Origin of the sequence: Vibrio sp. SCSIO 43153 (assembly GCF_023716625.1) — a bacterium.
GTDB lineage: Bacteria > Pseudomonadota > Gammaproteobacteria > Enterobacterales > Vibrionaceae > Vibrio > Vibrio rotiferianus.
The window spans coordinates 1,744,058-1,761,903 of the sequence record NZ_CP071855.1 but is presented as its reverse complement, the minus strand read 5'-3'; the positions used below and the strand labels follow the sequence as shown (position 1 = coordinate 1,761,903).

Annotated in this window: 14 protein-coding genes; 6 read left to right on the top strand and 8 right to left on the bottom strand. The window is 46.1% G+C overall.

The features are described 5' to 3' along the window. Positions 1 to 93 precede the first annotated feature (93 nt). The 5 genes from J4N37_RS07890 to J4N37_RS07870 form a co-directional block, all read right to left on the bottom strand. Complete coding sequence (locus tag J4N37_RS07890; RefSeq protein WP_049535974.1) at positions 94 to 1,245, bottom strand: ABC transporter permease; 1,152 nt, start codon at positions 1,243 to 1,245, stop codon at positions 94 to 96. Beyond that, positions 1,242 to 2,429 (bottom strand): ABC transporter permease, encoded by a 1,188-nt coding sequence (locus J4N37_RS07885; protein ID WP_252040460.1) that lies wholly within the window; start codon positions 2,427 to 2,429, stop codon positions 1,242 to 1,244. Before J4N37_RS07885 ends, J4N37_RS07890 begins: the two co-directional genes overlap by 4 nt. Positions 2,430 to 2,447: 18 nt before the next feature. After that, complete coding sequence (locus J4N37_RS07880) at positions 2,448 to 3,428, bottom strand: HlyD family secretion protein (RefSeq protein ID WP_005446013.1); 981 nt, start codon at positions 3,426 to 3,428, stop codon at positions 2,448 to 2,450. Between the two features lie 3 nt (positions 3,429 to 3,431). Further along, complete coding sequence (locus J4N37_RS07875; RefSeq protein WP_252040459.1) at positions 3,432 to 4,847, bottom strand: TolC family protein; 1,416 nt, start codon at positions 4,845 to 4,847, stop codon at positions 3,432 to 3,434. Positions 4,848 to 4,997: 150 nt separating this feature from the next. Further along, positions 4,998 to 5,225, bottom strand: coding sequence for a hypothetical protein (locus J4N37_RS07870; protein WP_005446009.1), 228 nt, complete (start codon positions 5,223 to 5,225; stop codon positions 4,998 to 5,000). A 580-nt stretch (positions 5,226 to 5,805) separates the two neighbouring features. Between J4N37_RS07870 and J4N37_RS07865 the strand changes: the two genes are divergently transcribed. Next, entirely contained in the window at positions 5,806 to 7,425 is a 1,620-nt protein-coding gene (locus J4N37_RS07865; RefSeq protein ID WP_252040457.1) for an ATP-binding protein, read from the top strand. Next, positions 7,422 to 8,108 carry a response regulator gene (locus J4N37_RS07860; RefSeq protein WP_252040455.1) on the top strand — a complete coding sequence of 229 codons (687 nt, stop codon included), beginning with the start codon at positions 7,422 to 7,424 and terminating at the stop codon, positions 8,106 to 8,108. Before J4N37_RS07865 ends, J4N37_RS07860 begins: the two co-directional genes overlap by 4 nt. Positions 8,109 to 8,268: 160 nt before the next feature. Here J4N37_RS07860 and J4N37_RS07855 read toward each other — a convergent pair whose 3' ends face one another. Continuing rightward, positions 8,269 to 10,404, bottom strand: coding sequence for a TonB-dependent siderophore receptor (locus tag J4N37_RS07855; protein WP_252040453.1), 2,136 nt, complete (start codon positions 10,402 to 10,404; stop codon positions 8,269 to 8,271). A 122-nt stretch (positions 10,405 to 10,526) separates the two neighbouring features. Next, positions 10,527 to 11,465, bottom strand: a complete 939-nt coding sequence (locus J4N37_RS07850) for an AraC family transcriptional regulator (RefSeq protein WP_252040451.1) — start codon at positions 11,463 to 11,465, stop codon at positions 10,527 to 10,529. A gap of 545 nt (positions 11,466 to 12,010) precedes the next feature. Between J4N37_RS07850 and zwf the strand changes: the two genes are divergently transcribed. The 3 genes from zwf to gnd are packed head-to-tail and all read left to right on the top strand — an operon-like array spanning position 12,011 to position 15,715. After that, positions 12,011 to 13,513, top strand: a complete 1,503-nt coding sequence (zwf, locus tag J4N37_RS07845; protein ID WP_010448337.1) for a glucose-6-phosphate dehydrogenase — start codon at positions 12,011 to 12,013, stop codon at positions 13,511 to 13,513. Next, a complete protein-coding gene (pgl, locus tag J4N37_RS07840) occupies positions 13,510 to 14,226 on the top strand; it encodes a 6-phosphogluconolactonase (protein ID WP_252040449.1) in 717 nt (238 codons plus the stop codon). Before zwf ends, pgl begins: the two co-directional genes overlap by 4 nt. A gap of 40 nt (positions 14,227 to 14,266) precedes the next feature. Next, on the top strand, positions 14,267 to 15,715 hold the full coding sequence (gnd, locus tag J4N37_RS07835; protein WP_252040447.1) for a decarboxylating NADP(+)-dependent phosphogluconate dehydrogenase: 1,449 nt from the start codon (positions 14,267 to 14,269) through the stop codon (positions 15,713 to 15,715). Between the two features lie 86 nt (positions 15,716 to 15,801). On the opposite strand, the gene J4N37_RS07830 is transcribed toward gnd, so the two are convergent. Beyond that, positions 15,802 to 16,008, bottom strand: coding sequence for a hypothetical protein (locus J4N37_RS07830; protein WP_020197504.1), 207 nt, complete (start codon positions 16,006 to 16,008; stop codon positions 15,802 to 15,804). Between the two features lie 271 nt (positions 16,009 to 16,279). Here J4N37_RS07830 and J4N37_RS07825 point away from each other — a divergent pair, with 271 nt between their 5' ends. After that, positions 16,280 to 17,800 (top strand): DUF1254 domain-containing protein, encoded by a 1,521-nt coding sequence (locus J4N37_RS07825; RefSeq protein ID WP_252040445.1) that lies wholly within the window; start codon positions 16,280 to 16,282, stop codon positions 17,798 to 17,800. Positions 17,801 to 17,846: the final 46 nt, after the last annotated feature.

Sequence of the window (17,846 nt, the reverse complement as noted above, 5' to 3'; positions counted from 1 at the left end):
TCAATGACTCTTCAGCTCAGCTCAGTCACTAGAACACCCACGCAAACAAAAAGGGGCTACGTGAGCCCCTTTGCTTTATTGGATAAACAGCCGTTAACCTAAGCTTTCTGTTACTACTGGTTTGGTATTGCGTTTGGCAATCCAGTAAGCAACGCCGCCCCAAAGTACGGTCAGAACCCAAAGAGCAGTCCAGTGTTTAGCTACTTGTTGCCACGTTGCGCCCATTTGGTTGAGTGCTAAAAAGCCTTTGATTGCCCAAGTGCTCGGGCTTAAGTCTGCAAACCAAAGTAGCGGGGCAGGGATCGACTCAACTGGCCAGATAAAGCCTGCTAAGAAGATTAATGGCATTGAGCTAACCAGCACGACCAATGTCACCAGCTCGCGTCTTGGTAGCAAATACCCAAGCCACAAACCTAAGCCACAACAGCCAAGCAAGAACGGCAACAGCAAGGTCAACAACTCACCTGCGTTGGCAACATGGTTGACGTTCAAGCGTTCAAAACTGAAGCCAAAATAATAGGCGCTGAGTAAGTAGTAGATAGCAACGAAGACCAAGGTTCTGGCAAATAGCAGAGCGCCTGTTGGCACTTGTGACCAATACCCACGACCATGGCGCTGAGTACCGGTTTGCAACCCGACTGCCATGATCAATGTTTGTTGAAGGATCAATACAAACACCGCTGGCACCACGTATTCGATGTAGCCCATGGTTGGGTTGAAGGTTGGCTTCATGTTCAGCTTAATCGCGGAGTAATCATGGCTCGCCATACTCAGTGGCACGCCATCGATCACCATCTTGCTTACTTTAACTTGAGCGCCAAGCGTACCACCAGCTTGTGCTAAACCTTCGACGACGGTGCCGTACACCAAGAAGTAAGAAGCGTCGGCGGCATAAGCCAGAGTAGGGCTGCTGCCAAGCATCAAGTCTTTGTAGAAGTGTTCTGGAATCACCAAAAAGCCAGTTATCTCTCGGTTTAAGAATGCTTGTTTCGCATCGGCAATAGTATGTAAACGTGTCACTACCTTAACCTGAGGCGTGGCATCGACCATGCGCTCTAAGGTTAGACTGGTTTGGCTTCCATCGAGATTCACAATCGCTATTGGCTGTTCCCTCGGTGTTTGTTGTGCGTATGGAAGCGGGTATAAGAAGGAGTAAAATACCACGCCACCAAAGACCGTCAGTACCACGACAGGGTTGGTCATCACTGAGCGAAGTTCTGTTTTAATCAGTTGCCACAGTGTCATACTGCCTCCTGTTTGCTAGCTGTAGAGGACGTGCTATTTAACAAAGCTGTGTTGCGATGTTTTGCCAACAAAGCCGCCGTCATTAGTAGCGGAATAATGTACCCAACCATCGGCCAGAGTGAGCCGATAGATTGTGCCGCACTTGCGCCGTAGCTTGCTTGGTCCACTTGAACTTCGATGTAATGCGTAATCGGTAGTAAGCCTCGCCATGCCTGCGCCAACGCGTTCATGTCGGAAACCGGGAAGGTTATCCCCATAAATGCAAAGCTCGGTGCGGTAAATGCGCCAGCAAAGCTCATCGCACGTGCTGGGTCCATCGATAGGAAGAAGAAAAGCGCTCCCATGATGATGCATGCGATAGTCGTTACGAACTGCGCTAATAGCATCACCAGATAACTGCCTTCCATCGGCCAATCAAGCACCATGTAGAACCAGATTAAGAACAGCGCGCCTTGTGCCATAAAGACAGGAATGTACTGGCTTAGAATTTTGCTTAGTCGAGTGAAAGGGCGATCGCCTAAGAACGCGAAGCTGTTGCTGCCATTTCCATAAAGACGAAAATGCGCTGCGAGGATCAAAATGGTGCTTACCACGATACAGATCTGCCAGATCGCCGGAACAATCGCTGTTACCAAAAACTGAGCGTAGTTGGTGTTGCGGTTAAACAAGGCTGTAATCTGGGTGGAAATCGGCACGGCTTGACCAATAGCTGCAAGTGTTGTGGTGTTGCCTTTTGCTAGGTTACCCATGGTTTCTAGCTGCGCATCAAAATACCCTTGAGACTGCGCGACCGCTGAGTTAATCAACTTGGCAACCAAAATGTATTGGCTGTTAAAGAAGACCGATAGTTGCGGTTGTCGATGCAAAAGAATGTCTTGGTCGAATTGAGGGGGAATCACAGCATAAGCGTAGATATCACCCTCGATCATCGCGTTCTTCGCTTCTGTTGAACTAGTGTAGTGATAATCAACAGAAAGAGTGGAAGAGGCATCAAGAGATTGAATCATCTTGCGTGACAACTGCGAGTGCTGCAAATCAACCACACCAATTGGGAGATCTCTTGCAATACCTGCAGAGAAAACACCCCAAATAGTGACGGCCAATAAGATCGGCACCCATGTCAGGCAAGATAATAACCACTTATCGCGCCGCAGGATTTGTCGTTGTGAGATTTGAATCGTCATAGTCTTAAGCCAACGCGATTACAGCTCAACCACAACACTCATGCCCATGCGTAGCTCAGGCTCTGGTTGGGTAGGGCGAGCTTCCACTTCGAATGTGCGAAGATCAAAACCTTTCGATGCGTCTGTCGCGCGCCATGTAGCGAAATCGCCCATTACGGCAACATGGGTGACTTTAAACTCAACGTCTTTATCCAATGCTGGTAGGTAAGCTTTAAAGGTCGTGCCTTTGGTGAAGTGTTTGAGCAAATCTTCGCGTACGTTCAGTGTTGCCCAAGAATCTTGGGTATCAATAACCGTCACAACCGGGAAGCCTTGAGGTGCAAGTTCGCCGCTTTGCAGTAAAACTTGAGAGACTTCACCATCAAACCAGCTGTAGATTTGCGTGTCTTTGGCATACGCTTCTACTTCCGCTACTGCGCCAGCCGCCATGCGTGCTTTTTCTGCTGCTGCGACTTTGGTTTCGCTACGCGCGCCTTCTTTCGCCATGTTGTACATTTGGAACGCTGCGCTTTCGGTGTATTTAGATGCTTGCCATTGCGTCATGGCTTCGTCGCGTTTTTGCTCCGCAACTACGCCATCTTTATAAAGGTTGTTTACACGTTGGTAGGTCTTTTCCATCAAATCTGCAGCCGCTTTCGCTTTCAACCATTGGTCTTTTGCGGCTTGAATTTGTTGCTCACGTGCACCTTTTTCTGCTTCTAGGGCCAATGCGCCAGCGGCTTTTTCACCTGCCTTGGCTTGCTCCAATTTTGCTTCGATTTCTGGGCTGTGAAGAGTAAAGATCAACTGACCCTTTTCGACATCATCGCCTTTGCGCACCATGACTTCATCAATACGACCAGGAACTTTAGAAGAGATGCTGTATTGCTGCGCTTCAATCAACCCCTGTAAACGTGCCGGTTCTGGTTGATACGCTTGGTAGAACTGATAACCAACCCAAGAAGCGACACCCAAAGCACAAAGTGATAGTAGAGCGGGTTTTAGAGATTTTGCTGCCATGACTTATTTTGCCTCTTTGGATGCTGATGTTGGAACGTAAGCAGTATGTTGGTATTGAGCGAAGCTGTTCATTTCGCTGCTCAGTGCTAATAGTTTGGTTAAAGAAATCAGATAACGGAAACGTGCCGCTGATTGCTGTGTTTCTACGCTGGCGACATACAGTTGCGCGTCGACCACATCCAAAGATGACGATAAGCCTTGAGTGAAGGCTTTTTCGCGCAAGCGTAGGTTCTCGTCCGCAAGGGCGATACTAGATTCTAGACCTTGCACTTCATCAATGGCTTGTTGTGCTTCTAGGTAGGTCTTTTGTACCAGAAGCGACAAGTCTTGCTTCGCTTGTGATTTCAGCGCATCCACTTGGGTGACCATGCTTTGTGCTGCTTTTACTTTCTCGCTACGACCAGTGGACTCAATTAGAGGGATGTTAACGCCAACACCCACTAGCCAATCCGGTTTCATTTGGCTGGCAAGGGAATCGTCTTCATATAGGCTGTAATCACCGTATAGGTAAACTTCCGGATAGTATTTGCCTTTCTCGGCTTTGATTAAGCTCGACGCTTGTTTGTGCTTGGCATCCAACAAATCTAAGCCGGGGTAGGTCAGTAGTGTTTGATCAACAAACGCACTCAACGGTGGAAGGTTGTTGTTGATAAACAGCGTTTCTGAAGGTTCTACTGAATCGCTCTGCGCTAAGATCTTGCCCAAAGCCGCTTGGGCAATACTCAGGTCACTGGCGGCTTTGCGCGTCTCGACCTTAGCTTTGTCTAATGACGCTTCCGCTTGAAGGCGCTCAACACGGGCGATTTGACCTTGCTCTTCCATTTTAATCGCAAAATCACGGTGCTTGGTTAAGCCTTTTTCTACGGCTTGACGTGTTGCTAATACTTCTTTGGCGAGCACGACCGAGAAGTAGTATTTGGAGAGATCTTCAAAGCGAGCTTGCTGCTCCATTGCGAGTTGGCTTCTTGCCTCGTCCGTTTTACCTTCTGCGGCGGTTTGAGCTGCATTGATGCGACCGCCAGTAAATATCGGCCAGATAGCACGAATCGAAGAAGAGAAGATGTCGCGTTCGGTGATCGTCGATGTGGTATTCGCAAGAGCGCTAAAAATAGGTTGGAAAACAGGTGGCACGCTAATGTGTTGCCCAGTGCTGTCGAGAATTTGCTGACCAGACAGTGTTACGTCGGTATCTAAGCGTGTGTAGTTCGCACCAATACTGACTTGCGGTAAATTGAGGTTATCAGTTGCGCTTTGTTGGTATTCGTAGCTTTCAACATTGGCACGTTGTGCTTTAAGGGAATAGTTGTTTTCTAACAACAAATTCCATGCATCATCGAATGTGATGGGAGCCGAGTGACAGGCAAGAGAAATTGAGCTGCTGAGAAGACCCAAAATCCAGAACTTTCCGGTTTGTTTCATAGTGGCTACTTTGTTTTAGAGTATAAGCTCTAATATAAAGTATTCACTACAAAGTGTTAAGTGATTGAGCAAAAGAAATGTTGGTTAAATGTTGCGCCCAGTTAAGTGGGGCTTAGCTGGACGCACCGTTGTTGTGTGACTTGTACTGATTCACTTCATCGAAGGGCAGTGAAATTCTGCTCTCCACTCAAGCTGACGAGAGCCTCGCATAGTATTCAGTAAGTCTTTACCACTCATCTGTGGGAATGAAAGCAGCACCTTGAGATCAGAAGAACTGGTGTCACTCTTTTCATAAGCCCTGACGTGCGTAAACGTTGAATACATATTCTCTGACAGCATAGCCTTATTCAGGCAAATTCCAAATGTATCGCGTTCCATGTTTTGGTGTTCCTTCTAACTATAAAAGCACCTCTGTTTATAGTTATTGCAATTGCAGATGGTGTCTAAGTGGTTGTCCTACGGTCAGTATTTGTATTTTTATCAATGTATCTTCAATTTACTGACGCAAGTGTTGAGCGTTAAATAGACTTCCAGTTGGCTGCTTTCTTTATTCGAAGCTCTGCTAGGCTTCTTGACTAAAAATTATACGATCGAAAGTCTAAAAACGCCTCAAAAACCGCTAAATTTGGTGTGATCATGTTCAAGATTTAGATGGCAATTTATGTATGATGTTGAATAAATTACAACATTATTTGGTTAGCATTATGATTGAATTTTGATATTTCACGGCGGCTATAAATGCGCTAAATGAGCCATGAGTGACAAAGCTAAGTGTTGGAACGGGGCTGTTCGAACTGAAGAAAGCACGGCGCGCCTATAAATTAACCGTAAACCGTTCAGAACGTTTCGTCTGTTCACAGATTTGTCATTTGATTAGAGCGAGCATGTTAACTCAGTGTTAACTTAGGCAAGTGTGCCACAGTGACGTGGAAAACTGGCGAAGATAAAGGAAATATCAATGAGTTGGAGTCGGATCAGCTTTCGTAAGCGCATGCTTATTATTATGACGCTGTCGGGTTTGATCGAACTTCTTATTCTGGTGGCTGCGGGCTTTACCTACCTAAAATTCGACCAAGAACAAGAGATGGGGGAGAAAGCGCTTGGCGTTGCTCGTTTCTTGTCTACTTCTCATATTGTTCGCGAAATGATTGAGTCTCAGAATACCGATCCTTATCAACAGCGGTTTCGTGAAATGACTGAGGCACTTGGTGCTGCGTTCATTGTGATTGGGGATAAAAATGGTGTGCGTTTGATTCACCCTATCGACGAGCGCATCGGTAAGCCAATGAAAGGCGGCGACAACCAACGAGCGCTGGTGGAAGGTAAGTCATACATCTCGACAGCTCAAGGATCATTGGGTTATTCCGTCCGTGGTAAAGCGGCAATTTTCGATCAACAAGGCAACATCATTGGTGTGGTTTCGGTCGGTTATTTGCTGGAACGCTTACAAGACCGCATCGAGCCTTTCTTTGCATTGCTTATCTTAATGGCATTGATCGTTGTTGCTGCCAACGCGATTGTTTCCAACTATGCATCCCGAAAATTTCAGCGTGCCATTTTGGGTTTTGAACCAGAGGAAATTGGACGTTTGTACGGTGAACTCGACGTCACCATGAGCACTATTAAAGAAGGGGTATTAAGTATTGATGCCCAAGGTGTATTGCGTTCCATCAACCGAAGTGCGTGTCAGATTTTAGGTATTGAAAGGGAATCGGCTCTGAATAAACCGCTGACAGATACCCTGCGAGACAGCGATTTGTATACGGTGTTAGAAACAGGACAAGAAGATCACGATATCGAGATCTTCCTTAATCACAAGCGTTTAATTGCCAACCGTTCGCCAATCTACGTCGAAGGAAAAATCGTCGGTGCGGTTTCCAGTTTCCGTCTGCGTGATGAAATAAACGAACTTACTGAACAGCTTTCGCAAACTAAAGAATACGCGGATTTGCTTCGCTCACAAACGCATGAACATCGAAATAAGCTCAATACGATCAGTGGATTGGTTCAGATGGGGGAACTCGAAGCGGTTCAACAGTTGATTGGGCAAGAGACTGCACACTATCAAGCGATGATAGAGTTTTTGCGCGATACCATCAAAGACCCACTTATTGCAGGCATGTTGCTGGGTAAAACTGAGCGTGCACGTGAACTGGGATTACAGTTAGTGGTAGAAAAAGGCTGTCGATTGGAGCCATTGCCAGAGTGGTTAAATGCAGAAGATCTGGTCACGGTACTTGGCAACCTAATCGACAACGCTTTCGATGCGACGCTGTCTGCTATTCGTGTTGAATCTGCGTTTGCATTAGAGCGCCGCAGCATTGATGTGTCGATCAGTGATTATGGCAACGAAGTGATTTTAGAGGTTGTCGACCAAGGGTGTGGACTACCGGAAAACATTGAGCCACAAGAGCTCTTGAAAAAGGGCATTTCAACCAAGTCGCGTCAGAATCGAGGTGTGGGATTGCATCTAGTTAATCAACTGGCGACGCGTTATCACGGTTATGTTGAGATGCTGCCAAATACAGAACATGGAACGAGAATTACCGTGTATTTGCCTAAGGAAGAACAAGTATGAATACGGCAACGCGAGTCATGATCATCGAGGATGATATTGCCATTGCAGAGCTACATCATAAATATCTGAGCCAACTCTTTGGCTTGGAAGTGGTGGGCATTGCAACGACACGGATGGAAGCAGAGTTACAGCTTGAGGTGCTCAAGCCTGATTTGCTGCTCATGGATGTGTATTTACCCGATGGAACAGGATTAGAGATCCTCAATACGCTTCGTGCGAACAATCAAACTTGTGATGTGATTTTAATTACCGCGGCAAGAGATGTAGATACACTACAACAAGCGATGCGAGGCGGGGTAGTTGATTATCTGCTTAAGCCAGTGATGTTTCCGAGGTTGGAGGCCGCATTGCAAAAGTACATTTCGCAACGCCAACAACTCAATGTCGCAGAAAGCTTGGACCAGAATTTAGTTGATAAGATGCTGCAATCAAATGTGGCATCAGACACATCGTCGCAAAGATTGCCTAAAGGGATTGATGGGGTGACTTTAGATAAAATTCGAGGATTGTTCGTCGGTGAAGAGATGTATACGGCGGATGAAGCTGGAGAGCAAATTGGTGCCAGCCGAACAACGGCCAGACGTTATTTGGAATACTTGATCAGTTCTGGTGAATTAGAGGCAGACTTAAACTATGGCACGGTAGGGCGACCTGAGCGTTGTTATAGAAAAGTGACAAGGTAACTAAATTCGAACTTTAAATACTGTTCAGAAGCGTTCTGTAGTAAAAGCTAAGAGAAATGAAAAGCGGTGGCTTATTGGTAGCCACCGCTTTTCATTTGTGAAATATACGGTTTGTTTTTATGTTCGCGAAAATGAGCTTGTTTGAGCGGCTTGTTAGGCGTTAGAACTTGTACTCAAGCTTCGCTTCGATAGATCGCTCAGCACCAAACCAACAGTTGTTCTTGTCATAACAGCTGTAGTATTCCTCATCAAAGATATTGCTCGCAGACAGCGTGACGCTTGCGCCGTCGAGTGATTGTGAAGCCGCCGATAAGTCATAGCTCGCCGCTAGGTCAACCAAGGTGTAGTCTGGCACTTGGTCACTGTTTTGTGCATCCATTTCTGTTTTACCCACGTAACGGACGCCAGCACTGGTGCGAAGCCCTGTCAAAGTACCTTCGTAGTAGTAATTTGCCCATAAAGAAGCGGTTTGTTCTGGTACCCACACTGGCGTTTTGCCTTCTTGGTGGTAATAGCTGTCTTCTTTAATTTCCATATTGATATAGGTGTAGTTTAGCGTTAGGTCAGCTTGCGGCGTTGCTTGCCATTTCGCTTCAAGCTCTGCACCTTGAGAAACCACTTCACCAGCTTGGTATTGCGGTGCATACGGGTTGTTAGGATCGGTCAAGATCGCGTTTTTCTTGGTGATATGGAATAGGGCTAGGTTGCCCGATACGTCGCCACCCAGAGGGGCGTATTTGAAGCCCAGTTCCCATTGGTGACCAGTAGAAGGGTCGAACGCTTTACCTGATGCATCAGCCCCCGCGATTGGTTCAAAGCTCTCTGAGTAAGTCAGGTAAGGAGACAGACCAAAATCAAGCTCGTACAACGCACCAACTCGGAAAGAGATGTTGCTTTCATCAAGCTTTTCCTTGCTTGGTGTGACTGTGCCTAGGTAATCACTCACGGTGTTGGTGTCGGATTCGTATTTATCCCAGCGAAGTCCCGCAATCATCACAAGGTTGTTGTAACGAAGTTGGTCTTGGAAGTAAACGCCAAGCTGTTTCATCTTGATATCCAGTGCTTGCTGATAAGCGAACTTTAGAGCGTCGCGGTCAATCTGATTGTGATTAGGATTAAAGATGTCTTGCGTAAGCGAGTAACCTAAGGTGTCTTTGTATTTCACATCAGAATCTAGGTATTGGTAATCTAACCCAAGTAGCAAGTTATGCTCGAAATTGCCGTGGGCAACGTAGCCTGATAATTGGTTATCAATCACAAATGAAGTTGAGTCTTCATCCGTGAGGTAAGCATTACGACCAATCGTGCGATTATCAGCGGCTAATGGGCTGTTATACGTGTTTTCTTGGTACGAGTCAGCCGTCATGTAACGTGCATTTTGCAAGAACTGCCAGTTGTTGTTGAAGTCGTGCAGAATTTTGTAGCCAACCATCAACACTTCACGTTCATAGGTGTTCCAGTTTTTGTCGCCCAAGTAAGTATCAGGAGACAACGAACCGAGTGGGTTATCGAGAACGGAACCCGCTGCTGGTACGGTGGTATAAATACCTGCCGAAGGATCGTTTTGGTAGTACACATTAACATTAACAAGCGTGTTGTCTGTCGCTTGCCAGTCGAATGAAGGTGCAATCAGATAACGTTCGTCTTCTGATGTCTCTGCTTGACCATCGCGCTGCTTCGCCAACCCCACGATGCGGTAGTTCACGTTTGAATCACCGATTTGACCAGTGGTGTCGAAGTTAAGCTCTTTCAGGCTGTTGGTGCCGGTACTGACTGATACCGTGTTAGCTGGCTCAGATTGCGGAGTTTTTGCAATGATGTTGACCATGCCGCCTGGTGGAATGTTTCCATATAAAACAGACGTAGGTCCTTTGAACACTTCAACTTGCTCAACCGCAGCTGCATCAATTTGTGGCTGTAAGTTCCAGCCGTTGAATAGCAGAGGGAGACCATCGTAGAAGTTGGTGTAGTTAATGAAACCACGGATATTGAATAGGTCTAGACGCGTAACGGCACCGCCACGTAGTTCGGTGTTTACACCAGATGAGTAACGAAGTGCTTCACTGACCGTGCTGACTCCGCGTAAATCCATCTCATCCTTCGTAATGATGGTGATTGCCTGTGGGGTTTCTTCTGGTTCTAATGACGTTTTTGTTGCCGTATTTCGATAAGTTTCACCTAATACTGTCATTGTTTCGAGTTGAGTTACGTCTTCGTCAGCAACAGCGTGTCCTGCGATCAGCGCAGAAACAACAACTGCAAGTGTTGAGCGATGAAATTTAATCGGGGTTTCCATTTTTCCTAATTCCACTACTTTTTCTAGTTATTGATAATGATTGTTATTTGTATTTTATAGATAGGAAAAATAGAAAAGTTAACAATTTGGTGCAACTCGCCTTAAAGGATAGGACTTTTCTCTTACTTCGAGTGTCGGCTGTAACAACGCTCTACGGGTAACCAGTATTGCATTTGGGCGTTATCACTGTCTGGCTGGTAGTCTGCCGGATAGTTTTCAAGTTCATACCCATCGACACCGCGATAATTTGAAGCAGGTAACCAACACATGATGAACCACTCAAGGGTTTGCGCAAGTTTCGCTGCCTTACCGATGTGAGTGATCACGGCATAAGTTTGCTGTGGTACGAATAAGGTCTCTAGTTGATCGGACACTGCATTTGGAATGCTTGGTAAATGGACGTTGTCGTCGAGCTCATAACCTGCCCAATATTGAAGCTTTGAACCATCAAAATGAGGGTGGGTAACATCAATAACACCGAGATGGCGAACTGGCGACTCTTCGACTTGATCGGCAATAAGAGAAAGCTGAAGCCACAACTGCGGGACTTTGTAATGGAAGTTTGGAGAAGGGGAGAACAAACCGCTGATTGGTTGAGAAAGCCCCTGTAGATAAAAGCTTGGTTTCGTTTCTATCTTTACTTCGATAAAGTGCCCATCATTGTGCGATGCCTCTGGAAGGTGGCGTAACGTAAATGGTTTACGTAACCCTGATAACTGTTGGTTCTTTCGATATTCGCGAGGGCTGACAGAAAACATCTGCTTGAATGCACGGCTGAATGCGTGCTCGGAGGCAAACCCCATTTCCAGCGCAATATCCAGAGAGCGCTCACTTCCACCGACTAATCGCTCTGCAGCGTAGCTTAACTTAAGCTCTCTCACGTAGTTTGCAACCGAAAGCCCGGTTTGTTGCTGAAACACGCGCTGCAACTGCCAGCGAGACCAGCAACTTTGTTGCGAGATGTCATCAACGCTCAAAGGAGAATCAAGATTACTATGAATGTAATCCAATACGCCTTGAATACGATGCGTCGATTGCTGTTTTGCTGAGCCCTGGGTCATAGCTGTCCTAACGTGTGTTGATAGAATTCTCCATTATCTTTAATTAAGTATCATTATCAACAACTATGAAGTAGAGTTGTAAATTCTGCATAGCGCACAGAGCTTATGTAATGGATTGCAAACTTGAGTGATAAGTAGTCTATTTAGAGTTTTTGCTTAAATTTTGGCTTTCAATCTTCAATGGCATTTATTTCTTAATTTTCATTGCTTTATGTTGATTTTTGTAAATTATTTAAACGTTTGCACTTCCAAGTGTTGATGTAAATCAAATACTCGTAGACAATACGCCCCCGTGTCGGAAATCTCCTCCACAGAGTGCAAGGTTGTACTCGAGAGACATAAGTGTCTTAAATGACCTCCAAACGCTAAATTTCACACACTCGTGAGAGGTTTAGTCATTGCGGTAATTTTAGACTATAGGCTTTACCTATCAACGTAATAGGTAAGACCAATTTTCTATTTTGTGGTGCCATTGATAGGGTTGGCTCAATCCTTTTAGCCGTATCCGGGCACACAATAAGTACCTCGTTTTTAAGGGAAAGATGATGGTAATACCAGAAAACAGCAGCATCGTTATTTTTGGTGCTTCAGGTGACCTTACATACCGTAAGTTAATTCCTGCTCTATACCACCTTTATGCGAACAAGCAGCTTCCAGAAAATTTTGCCATTCTAGGTGTAAGCCGCACTGAGTACAGTGATGAGTCTTACCGTGAGAAGTTGTTAAAATCGCTTCAAGAAATGGAAAAAACTGAGCCAGAAACGCTTAATGCATTTATTAACCACCTGCATTACCAAGCAATCAATACATCTGACACACAAGATTACAGCAAGTTGGCGACACGCTTAGACCAACTGGCAGACGAATACCAATTCGAACAACGTAATACGCTTTTCTATCTTGCGACGCCACCAAGCCTATACAGTGTGATCCCTGCAAGCCTTGCAGCACACGGCCTGAACAATGAGGAAGATGGCTGGAAACGCCTGATCATCGAAAAACCATTTGGTTATGACCTTGAATCAGCGCGCACGTTGGACAAAGAAATCCACGAGCACTTCCAAGAGCATCAGATCTACCGCATCGACCACTACCTAGGTAAAGAAACGGTTCAGAACCTGCTTGTCCTACGTTTTTCTAACGCGATGTTTGAGCCACTGTGGAACCGTAACTTCATTGATTACGTGGAAATCACAGGCGCAGAATTCTTAGGCGTGGAAGAGCGTGGTGGTTACTACGACGGTTCAGGTGCGGTTCGCGACATGTTCCAAAACCACCTGCTGCAAGTGCTAGCAATGGTGGGTATGGAGCCGCCTGCACAAATTAATGCAGACTCGATGCGTGATGAAGTGGTAAAAGTCCTTCAGTGTCTTAAACCGCTGGATGAGAACGCACTTCGTAACGACCTTGTATTAGGTCAGTACACGGCATCGGATGTTCGTGGTCAGCACCTTCCAGGTTACCGCGAAGAGAACGGCGTAGCAGACGATTCTCGTACTGAGACTTACATCGGCCTGAAAGCTTACATCAACAACTGGCGTTGGAATGGCGTGCCTTTCTACGTACGTACAGGTAAGCGTCTACCGACTCGCGTGACTGAAGTGGTTATCCACTTTAAACAGACACCACACCCAGTGTTTGGTCAAAACGCACCAGAGAATAAGCTGATTATTCGTATTCAGCCAGACGAAGGCATCCAAATGAGCTTTGGTCTGAAAGAGCCGGGCGCAGGCTTTAAAGCGAAGGAAGTGAAAATGAACTTCCACTACGCTGATCTGCAAGAAACCCAAATGCTGACTGCTTATGAGCGTCTACTTCTCGATGCCTTAAACGGTGATGCAACGCTATTTGCTCGTAGCGATGCGGTTGAAGCGTGTTGGAAATACGTGCAACCGATTCTAGATTTCAAGCAAGACCCACAAGCGCTATTCGGATACGCATGTGGTACATGGGGACCAAAAGAAGCGGACGACTTGCTACAGCGAGCTAACCGCGCATGGCGTTTCCCTTGTAAAAACCTAACAGATACGGACTACTGCGAACTATGATCAACCACAAGATCTACCAAACAGCAGAGCAGGTAGTAGAAAGCCTTGCTAACGACATGAAAGCGTTTAGCGAAATGGGCCGACCTGTTCACATCTCTCTTTCTGGCGGCAGCACACCAAAAATGCTGTTTAAGCTATTGGCAACAGAAGCTTACGCGACGTCAATTCAGTGGCAAAACCTACACTTCTGGTGGGGTGATGAGCGCTGTGTTGCTCCTGATGATGCAGAAAGCAACTACGGTGAAGCGAATGCACTACTATTTAGCCAAGTAAGCATTCCTGCTGAGAACATCCACCGCATTCGTGGTGAAGACGAGCCAGAAGTTGAAGCACAGCGCTTTGCGAAAGAGATGGCAGAAGTGATTCCAACTGAAAATGGCACTCCTGTGTTTGATTGGATCTTACTTGGTGTTGGCGCAGACGGTCATACCGCATCGCTGTTCCCAGGTCAGACAAACTACGATGATGAGAACCTATCAGTATTGGCTTCTCATCCTGAGTCTGGTCAGATTCGTGTATCGAAAACGGCACGCGTACTAGAAGCAGCGAAGCGCATCAGTTACTTGGTACTTGGCGCTGGTAAAGCAGACATTATCGAAGAGATTAATAGCTCACCAGCACGCGTACTTCCATATCCGGCAGCGAAGATCCAAGCGAAAGCGGGTCTGACGGAATGGTATTTAGATTTAGACGCAGCGGCAAAAATCGCTTAATGCGGCCGCTGGTCGAATAAAAGACAATTGGAGAGAAACAATGAAAGGTGATATCGGTGTAATCGGCCTTGCTGTAATGGGTCAAAACCTTATCCTAAACATGAACGACCACGGCTTTAAAGTTGTGGCTCACAACCGTACTGCTGCAAAAGTAGACGAGTTCCTGGAAGGTCCAGCGAAAGGCACAAACATCATCGGTGCATACTCTCTAGAAGAACTAGTAGAGAAGCTAGAAACACCACGTAAAGTGATGCTTATGGTTCGTGCAGGTGACGTTGTTGACACGTTCATTGACAACCTAATTCCGCTTCTAGACGAAGGTGACATCATCATCGACGGTGGTAACACTAACTACCCAGATACAAACCGTCGCGTAGCACATTGCCGTGAGAAAGGCATTCACTTCATCGGTACTGGTGTATCTGGTGGTGAAGAAGGTGCACGTTTTGGTCCTTCAATCATGCCTGGCGGCGCGGCTGAAGCTTGGGAAGCGGTTAAGCCAATCTTCCAAGGTATCTCTGCAAAAACTGACGCTGGCGAGCCATGTTGTGACTGGGTTGGTAACGATGGTGCAGGTCACTTCGTTAAGATGGTACACAACGGTATCGAATACGGCGACATGCAGCTTATCACTGAAGCTTACCAGTTCATGAAAGACGGTCTTGGTATGTCTGCAGATGAGATGCAAGCTGTATTCGCAGATTGGAACGAGACCGAGCTAGACAGCTACCTTGTTGAAATCACGGCTGACATCCTTGGCTACAAAGATGAAGATGGTGAGCCTCTAGTTGAGAAGATCCTAGACACAGCAGGCCAAAAAGGTACTGGTAAATGGACTGGTATCAACGCACTAGACCTAGGTATTCCACTAACGCTTATCTCTGAGTCAGTATTCTCTCGTTGTCTATCTGCACTGAAAGACCAACGTGTTGAAGCTGAGTCTCTATTCGGTAAGACAATCACTCCAGTTGAAGGCGACAAGCAAGAGTGGGTTGATGCACTACGTCAAGCACTACTAGCATCTAAAATCATCTCTTACGCTCAAGGCTTCATGCTAATGCGCGAAGCGTCTAACGAGAACGGTTGGGACCTAAACTACGGTAACGTAGCACTAATGTGGCGTGGTGGTTGTATCATCCGTTCTGCATTCCTAGGCAACATCCGTGATGCGTACGAAGCGAACCCAGATATCGCATTCCTAGGTTCTGATGAGTACTTCAAAAATATCCTACAAGGCAGCCTAGCAGCATGGCGTAAAGTAGCAGCGAAATCTCTAGAGTCTGGTATCCCAATGCCATGTACGATTTCTGCGCTATCTTTCCTAGACGGTTACACAACAGCTCGTCTACCTGCGAACCTGCTTCAAGCTCAACGTGACTACTTCGGTGCTCACACTTACGAGCGTATTGACCGTCCACGTGGTGAATTCTTCCACACTAACTGGACTGGTACAGGCGGCGACACAGCGTCTACAACTTACGACGTTTAATCCGCGGTCAGTAAACTGATCAAAGCAAAAGGATGCCCAAGTGGCATCCTTTTTTCATTCTTACTCTATAGAAACTCAAAGAGCGCCTAAGCGCTCTTTTCTTTTACATTGCCTTTTGGGTGATGGCCGAATCTGTCATTCAAGTAGAGCAGTCCACTGACGAAAAGTGCCACAACGGAAACCGTAAAGAGGGCATACATACTTAATACCCAAGCGAATGTGGCTGTCAGAAAGGCAATGAAGGAAAACATTCTGCTGAATGACATTACATGACCTAATTTTTTACTTTTCATAACGCCTCCCAGAGCTTAGTGGGTAGAGCCAGAGTGCTTTCACTCCGCATTTGTATTGTCTCTTTTTTGCTCAGAAGATACCCAAAAAGTAGGCTAAATATTTCTCAAAAAAGATTAAATATTGACCTGGTAGACAGTTTTTAATAGCCAATTGTTGTGAGTTTCATTGCATAGCGTTTTGGACTGCATTTTTGATTCTGTTGAGCGTCAAAAATGATTTTTATCTTTGACTAAAGTAAATGCATCCCAACTGAAAACGCAGGAAACTCTTATGTTAAAGACTCAACTTAAACGTGTCGCATTGATTACCAGCCTATTGGTTTCATCATCAGTGATGGCAAGCACAGGCGCTTACAACACTGACATTCCATCAAGCATCATGACACCTGATAAGGTTGAAACCAGCATTGGTACTCTGAATTTCAAGGATGGCGTGCCAAGCCAACAAACCATGGATACGCTGTACAACAATCTCGATACCATGCGTGCGACAGAAGTGTTTATGAACGCGATTCCTATGGCCTCTATGGAAGCGTTGAGAGTCGGGCATGAGAAGATGGGGCTAACCAATTCAAATCAGGTGATGCTGTTTGATGATCTGATGGATTCAAACCCGCTATTTTTAACGGGTAACACGGATACGGTTTACGCATCGGCGTTTCTTGATTTAGAGCGTGATGGTCCAACGGTTGTGGAAATCCCGCCGGGCATGGGGCCAACTACAGTCAATGATGCCTTCTTCCGTTTTGTGACCGACATGGGCGTTGTAGGTCCAGATAAAGGTCAGGGCGGCAAATACCTCATCTTGCCACCAAACTACGAGGGCCCAGTACCTGAGGGTTACTATGTCTCCCAATCGACAAGTTATACCAACTGGTTTATTGCGCGTGGCTTCCTGAAAGATGGTAAAACCGATGCTGCTGTGAACTCATACCACACAGGTTTGAAGATTTACCCACTGGCGAAGAAAGGCGAACAACCGAAGATGGAATTCATCTCTGGTAGTGGCAAGTCTTTCAATACTATCCATGCGAACGACGACCATTTCTATGATGAAATCAAAACGGTGATCGACAAAGAGCCGATTGAGTTCATCGACCCAGAAATGCGTGGTTTGATTGCGACTATCGGTATTCAGAAGGGCAAACCATTTGCACCGGATGCTCGCATGCAAAAAATCCTTGAAGATGGTGCTGCGATTGGTCATGCAACGGCACGTGCTCTGATGTTTAACCCACGCACCGAGAATGCATATATTTGGAACGACCGTAACTGGAAAACCGCATTCATTGGCAATGATTATCAGTGGTTAATTGAAGAAGGTAACGGTGGACGAAACCTAGATGCACGCACCTATTTCTTCTACATGGCAACGGTTAACACGCCTGCAATGGCATTGAAGATGGTCGGTAAAGGATCGAAATACGCGATTGTCGATAAGTCTGCACAAGGCGAGTACTTTGATGGCGGCAAGAATTACAAGCTGACGATTCCTGCCAATGTGCCTGCGAAGAACTTCTGGTCTGTGGTGGCTTACGATACGCAAACACGTTCGGAGCTCCAAACGAGCCAACCGTTCCCAAGTAAGAACGATAAACGCGACGAGATGATTGCTAACTCAGATGGCTCGATTGATTTGTACTTTGGCCCGCAAGCACCAAAAGGCAAAGAAGCAAACTGGATTCAAACCGTACCCAATAAAGGTTGGTTCACCATCTTGCGAGTATATGGCCCACTAGAACCTTGGTACGACGGTACTTGGAAGCCAAGTGATATCACTGAGGTTAAATAAGATAAGAGCTTAAGTCCTAGAAGCTGAAGAAGGAAGCCGGCCTGTT

Bases quoted from the DNA above. Each gene is read 5' to 3' on its own strand.
- pgl (WP_252040449.1), top strand. From the start codon at position 13,510: ATGATCAACCACAAGATCTACCAAACAGCAGAGCAGGTAGTAGAAAGC.
- gnd (WP_252040447.1), top strand. From the start codon at position 14,267: ATGAAAGGTGATATCGGTGTAATCGGCCTTGCTGTAATGGGTCAAAAC.
- J4N37_RS07825 (WP_252040445.1), top strand. From the start codon at position 16,280: ATGTTAAAGACTCAACTTAAACGTGTCGCATTGATTACCAGCCTATTG.
- J4N37_RS07830 (WP_020197504.1), bottom strand. From the start codon at position 16,008: ATGAAAAGTAAAAAATTAGGTCATGTAATGTCATTCAGCAGAATGTTT.
- J4N37_RS07880 (WP_005446013.1), bottom strand. From the start codon at position 3,428: ATGGCAGCAAAATCTCTAAAACCCGCTCTACTATCACTTTGTGCTTTG.
- J4N37_RS07885 (WP_252040460.1), bottom strand. From the start codon at position 2,429: ATGACGATTCAAATCTCACAACGACAAATCCTGCGGCGCGATAAGTGG.
- zwf (WP_010448337.1), top strand. From the start codon at position 12,011: ATGGTAATACCAGAAAACAGCAGCATCGTTATTTTTGGTGCTTCAGGT.
- J4N37_RS07875 (WP_252040459.1), bottom strand. From the start codon at position 4,847: ATGAAACAAACCGGAAAGTTCTGGATTTTGGGTCTTCTCAGCAGCTCA.
- J4N37_RS07890 (WP_049535974.1), bottom strand. From the start codon at position 1,245: ATGACACTGTGGCAACTGATTAAAACAGAACTTCGCTCAGTGATGACC.
- J4N37_RS07850 (WP_252040451.1), bottom strand. From the start codon at position 11,465: ATGACCCAGGGCTCAGCAAAACAGCAATCGACGCATCGTATTCAAGGC.
- J4N37_RS07865 (WP_252040457.1), top strand. From the start codon at position 5,806: ATGAGTTGGAGTCGGATCAGCTTTCGTAAGCGCATGCTTATTATTATG.
- J4N37_RS07860 (WP_252040455.1), top strand. From the start codon at position 7,422: ATGAATACGGCAACGCGAGTCATGATCATCGAGGATGATATTGCCATT.
- J4N37_RS07855 (WP_252040453.1), bottom strand. From the start codon at position 10,404: ATGGAAACCCCGATTAAATTTCATCGCTCAACACTTGCAGTTGTTGTT.
- J4N37_RS07870 (WP_005446009.1), bottom strand. From the start codon at position 5,225: ATGGAACGCGATACATTTGGAATTTGCCTGAATAAGGCTATGCTGTCA.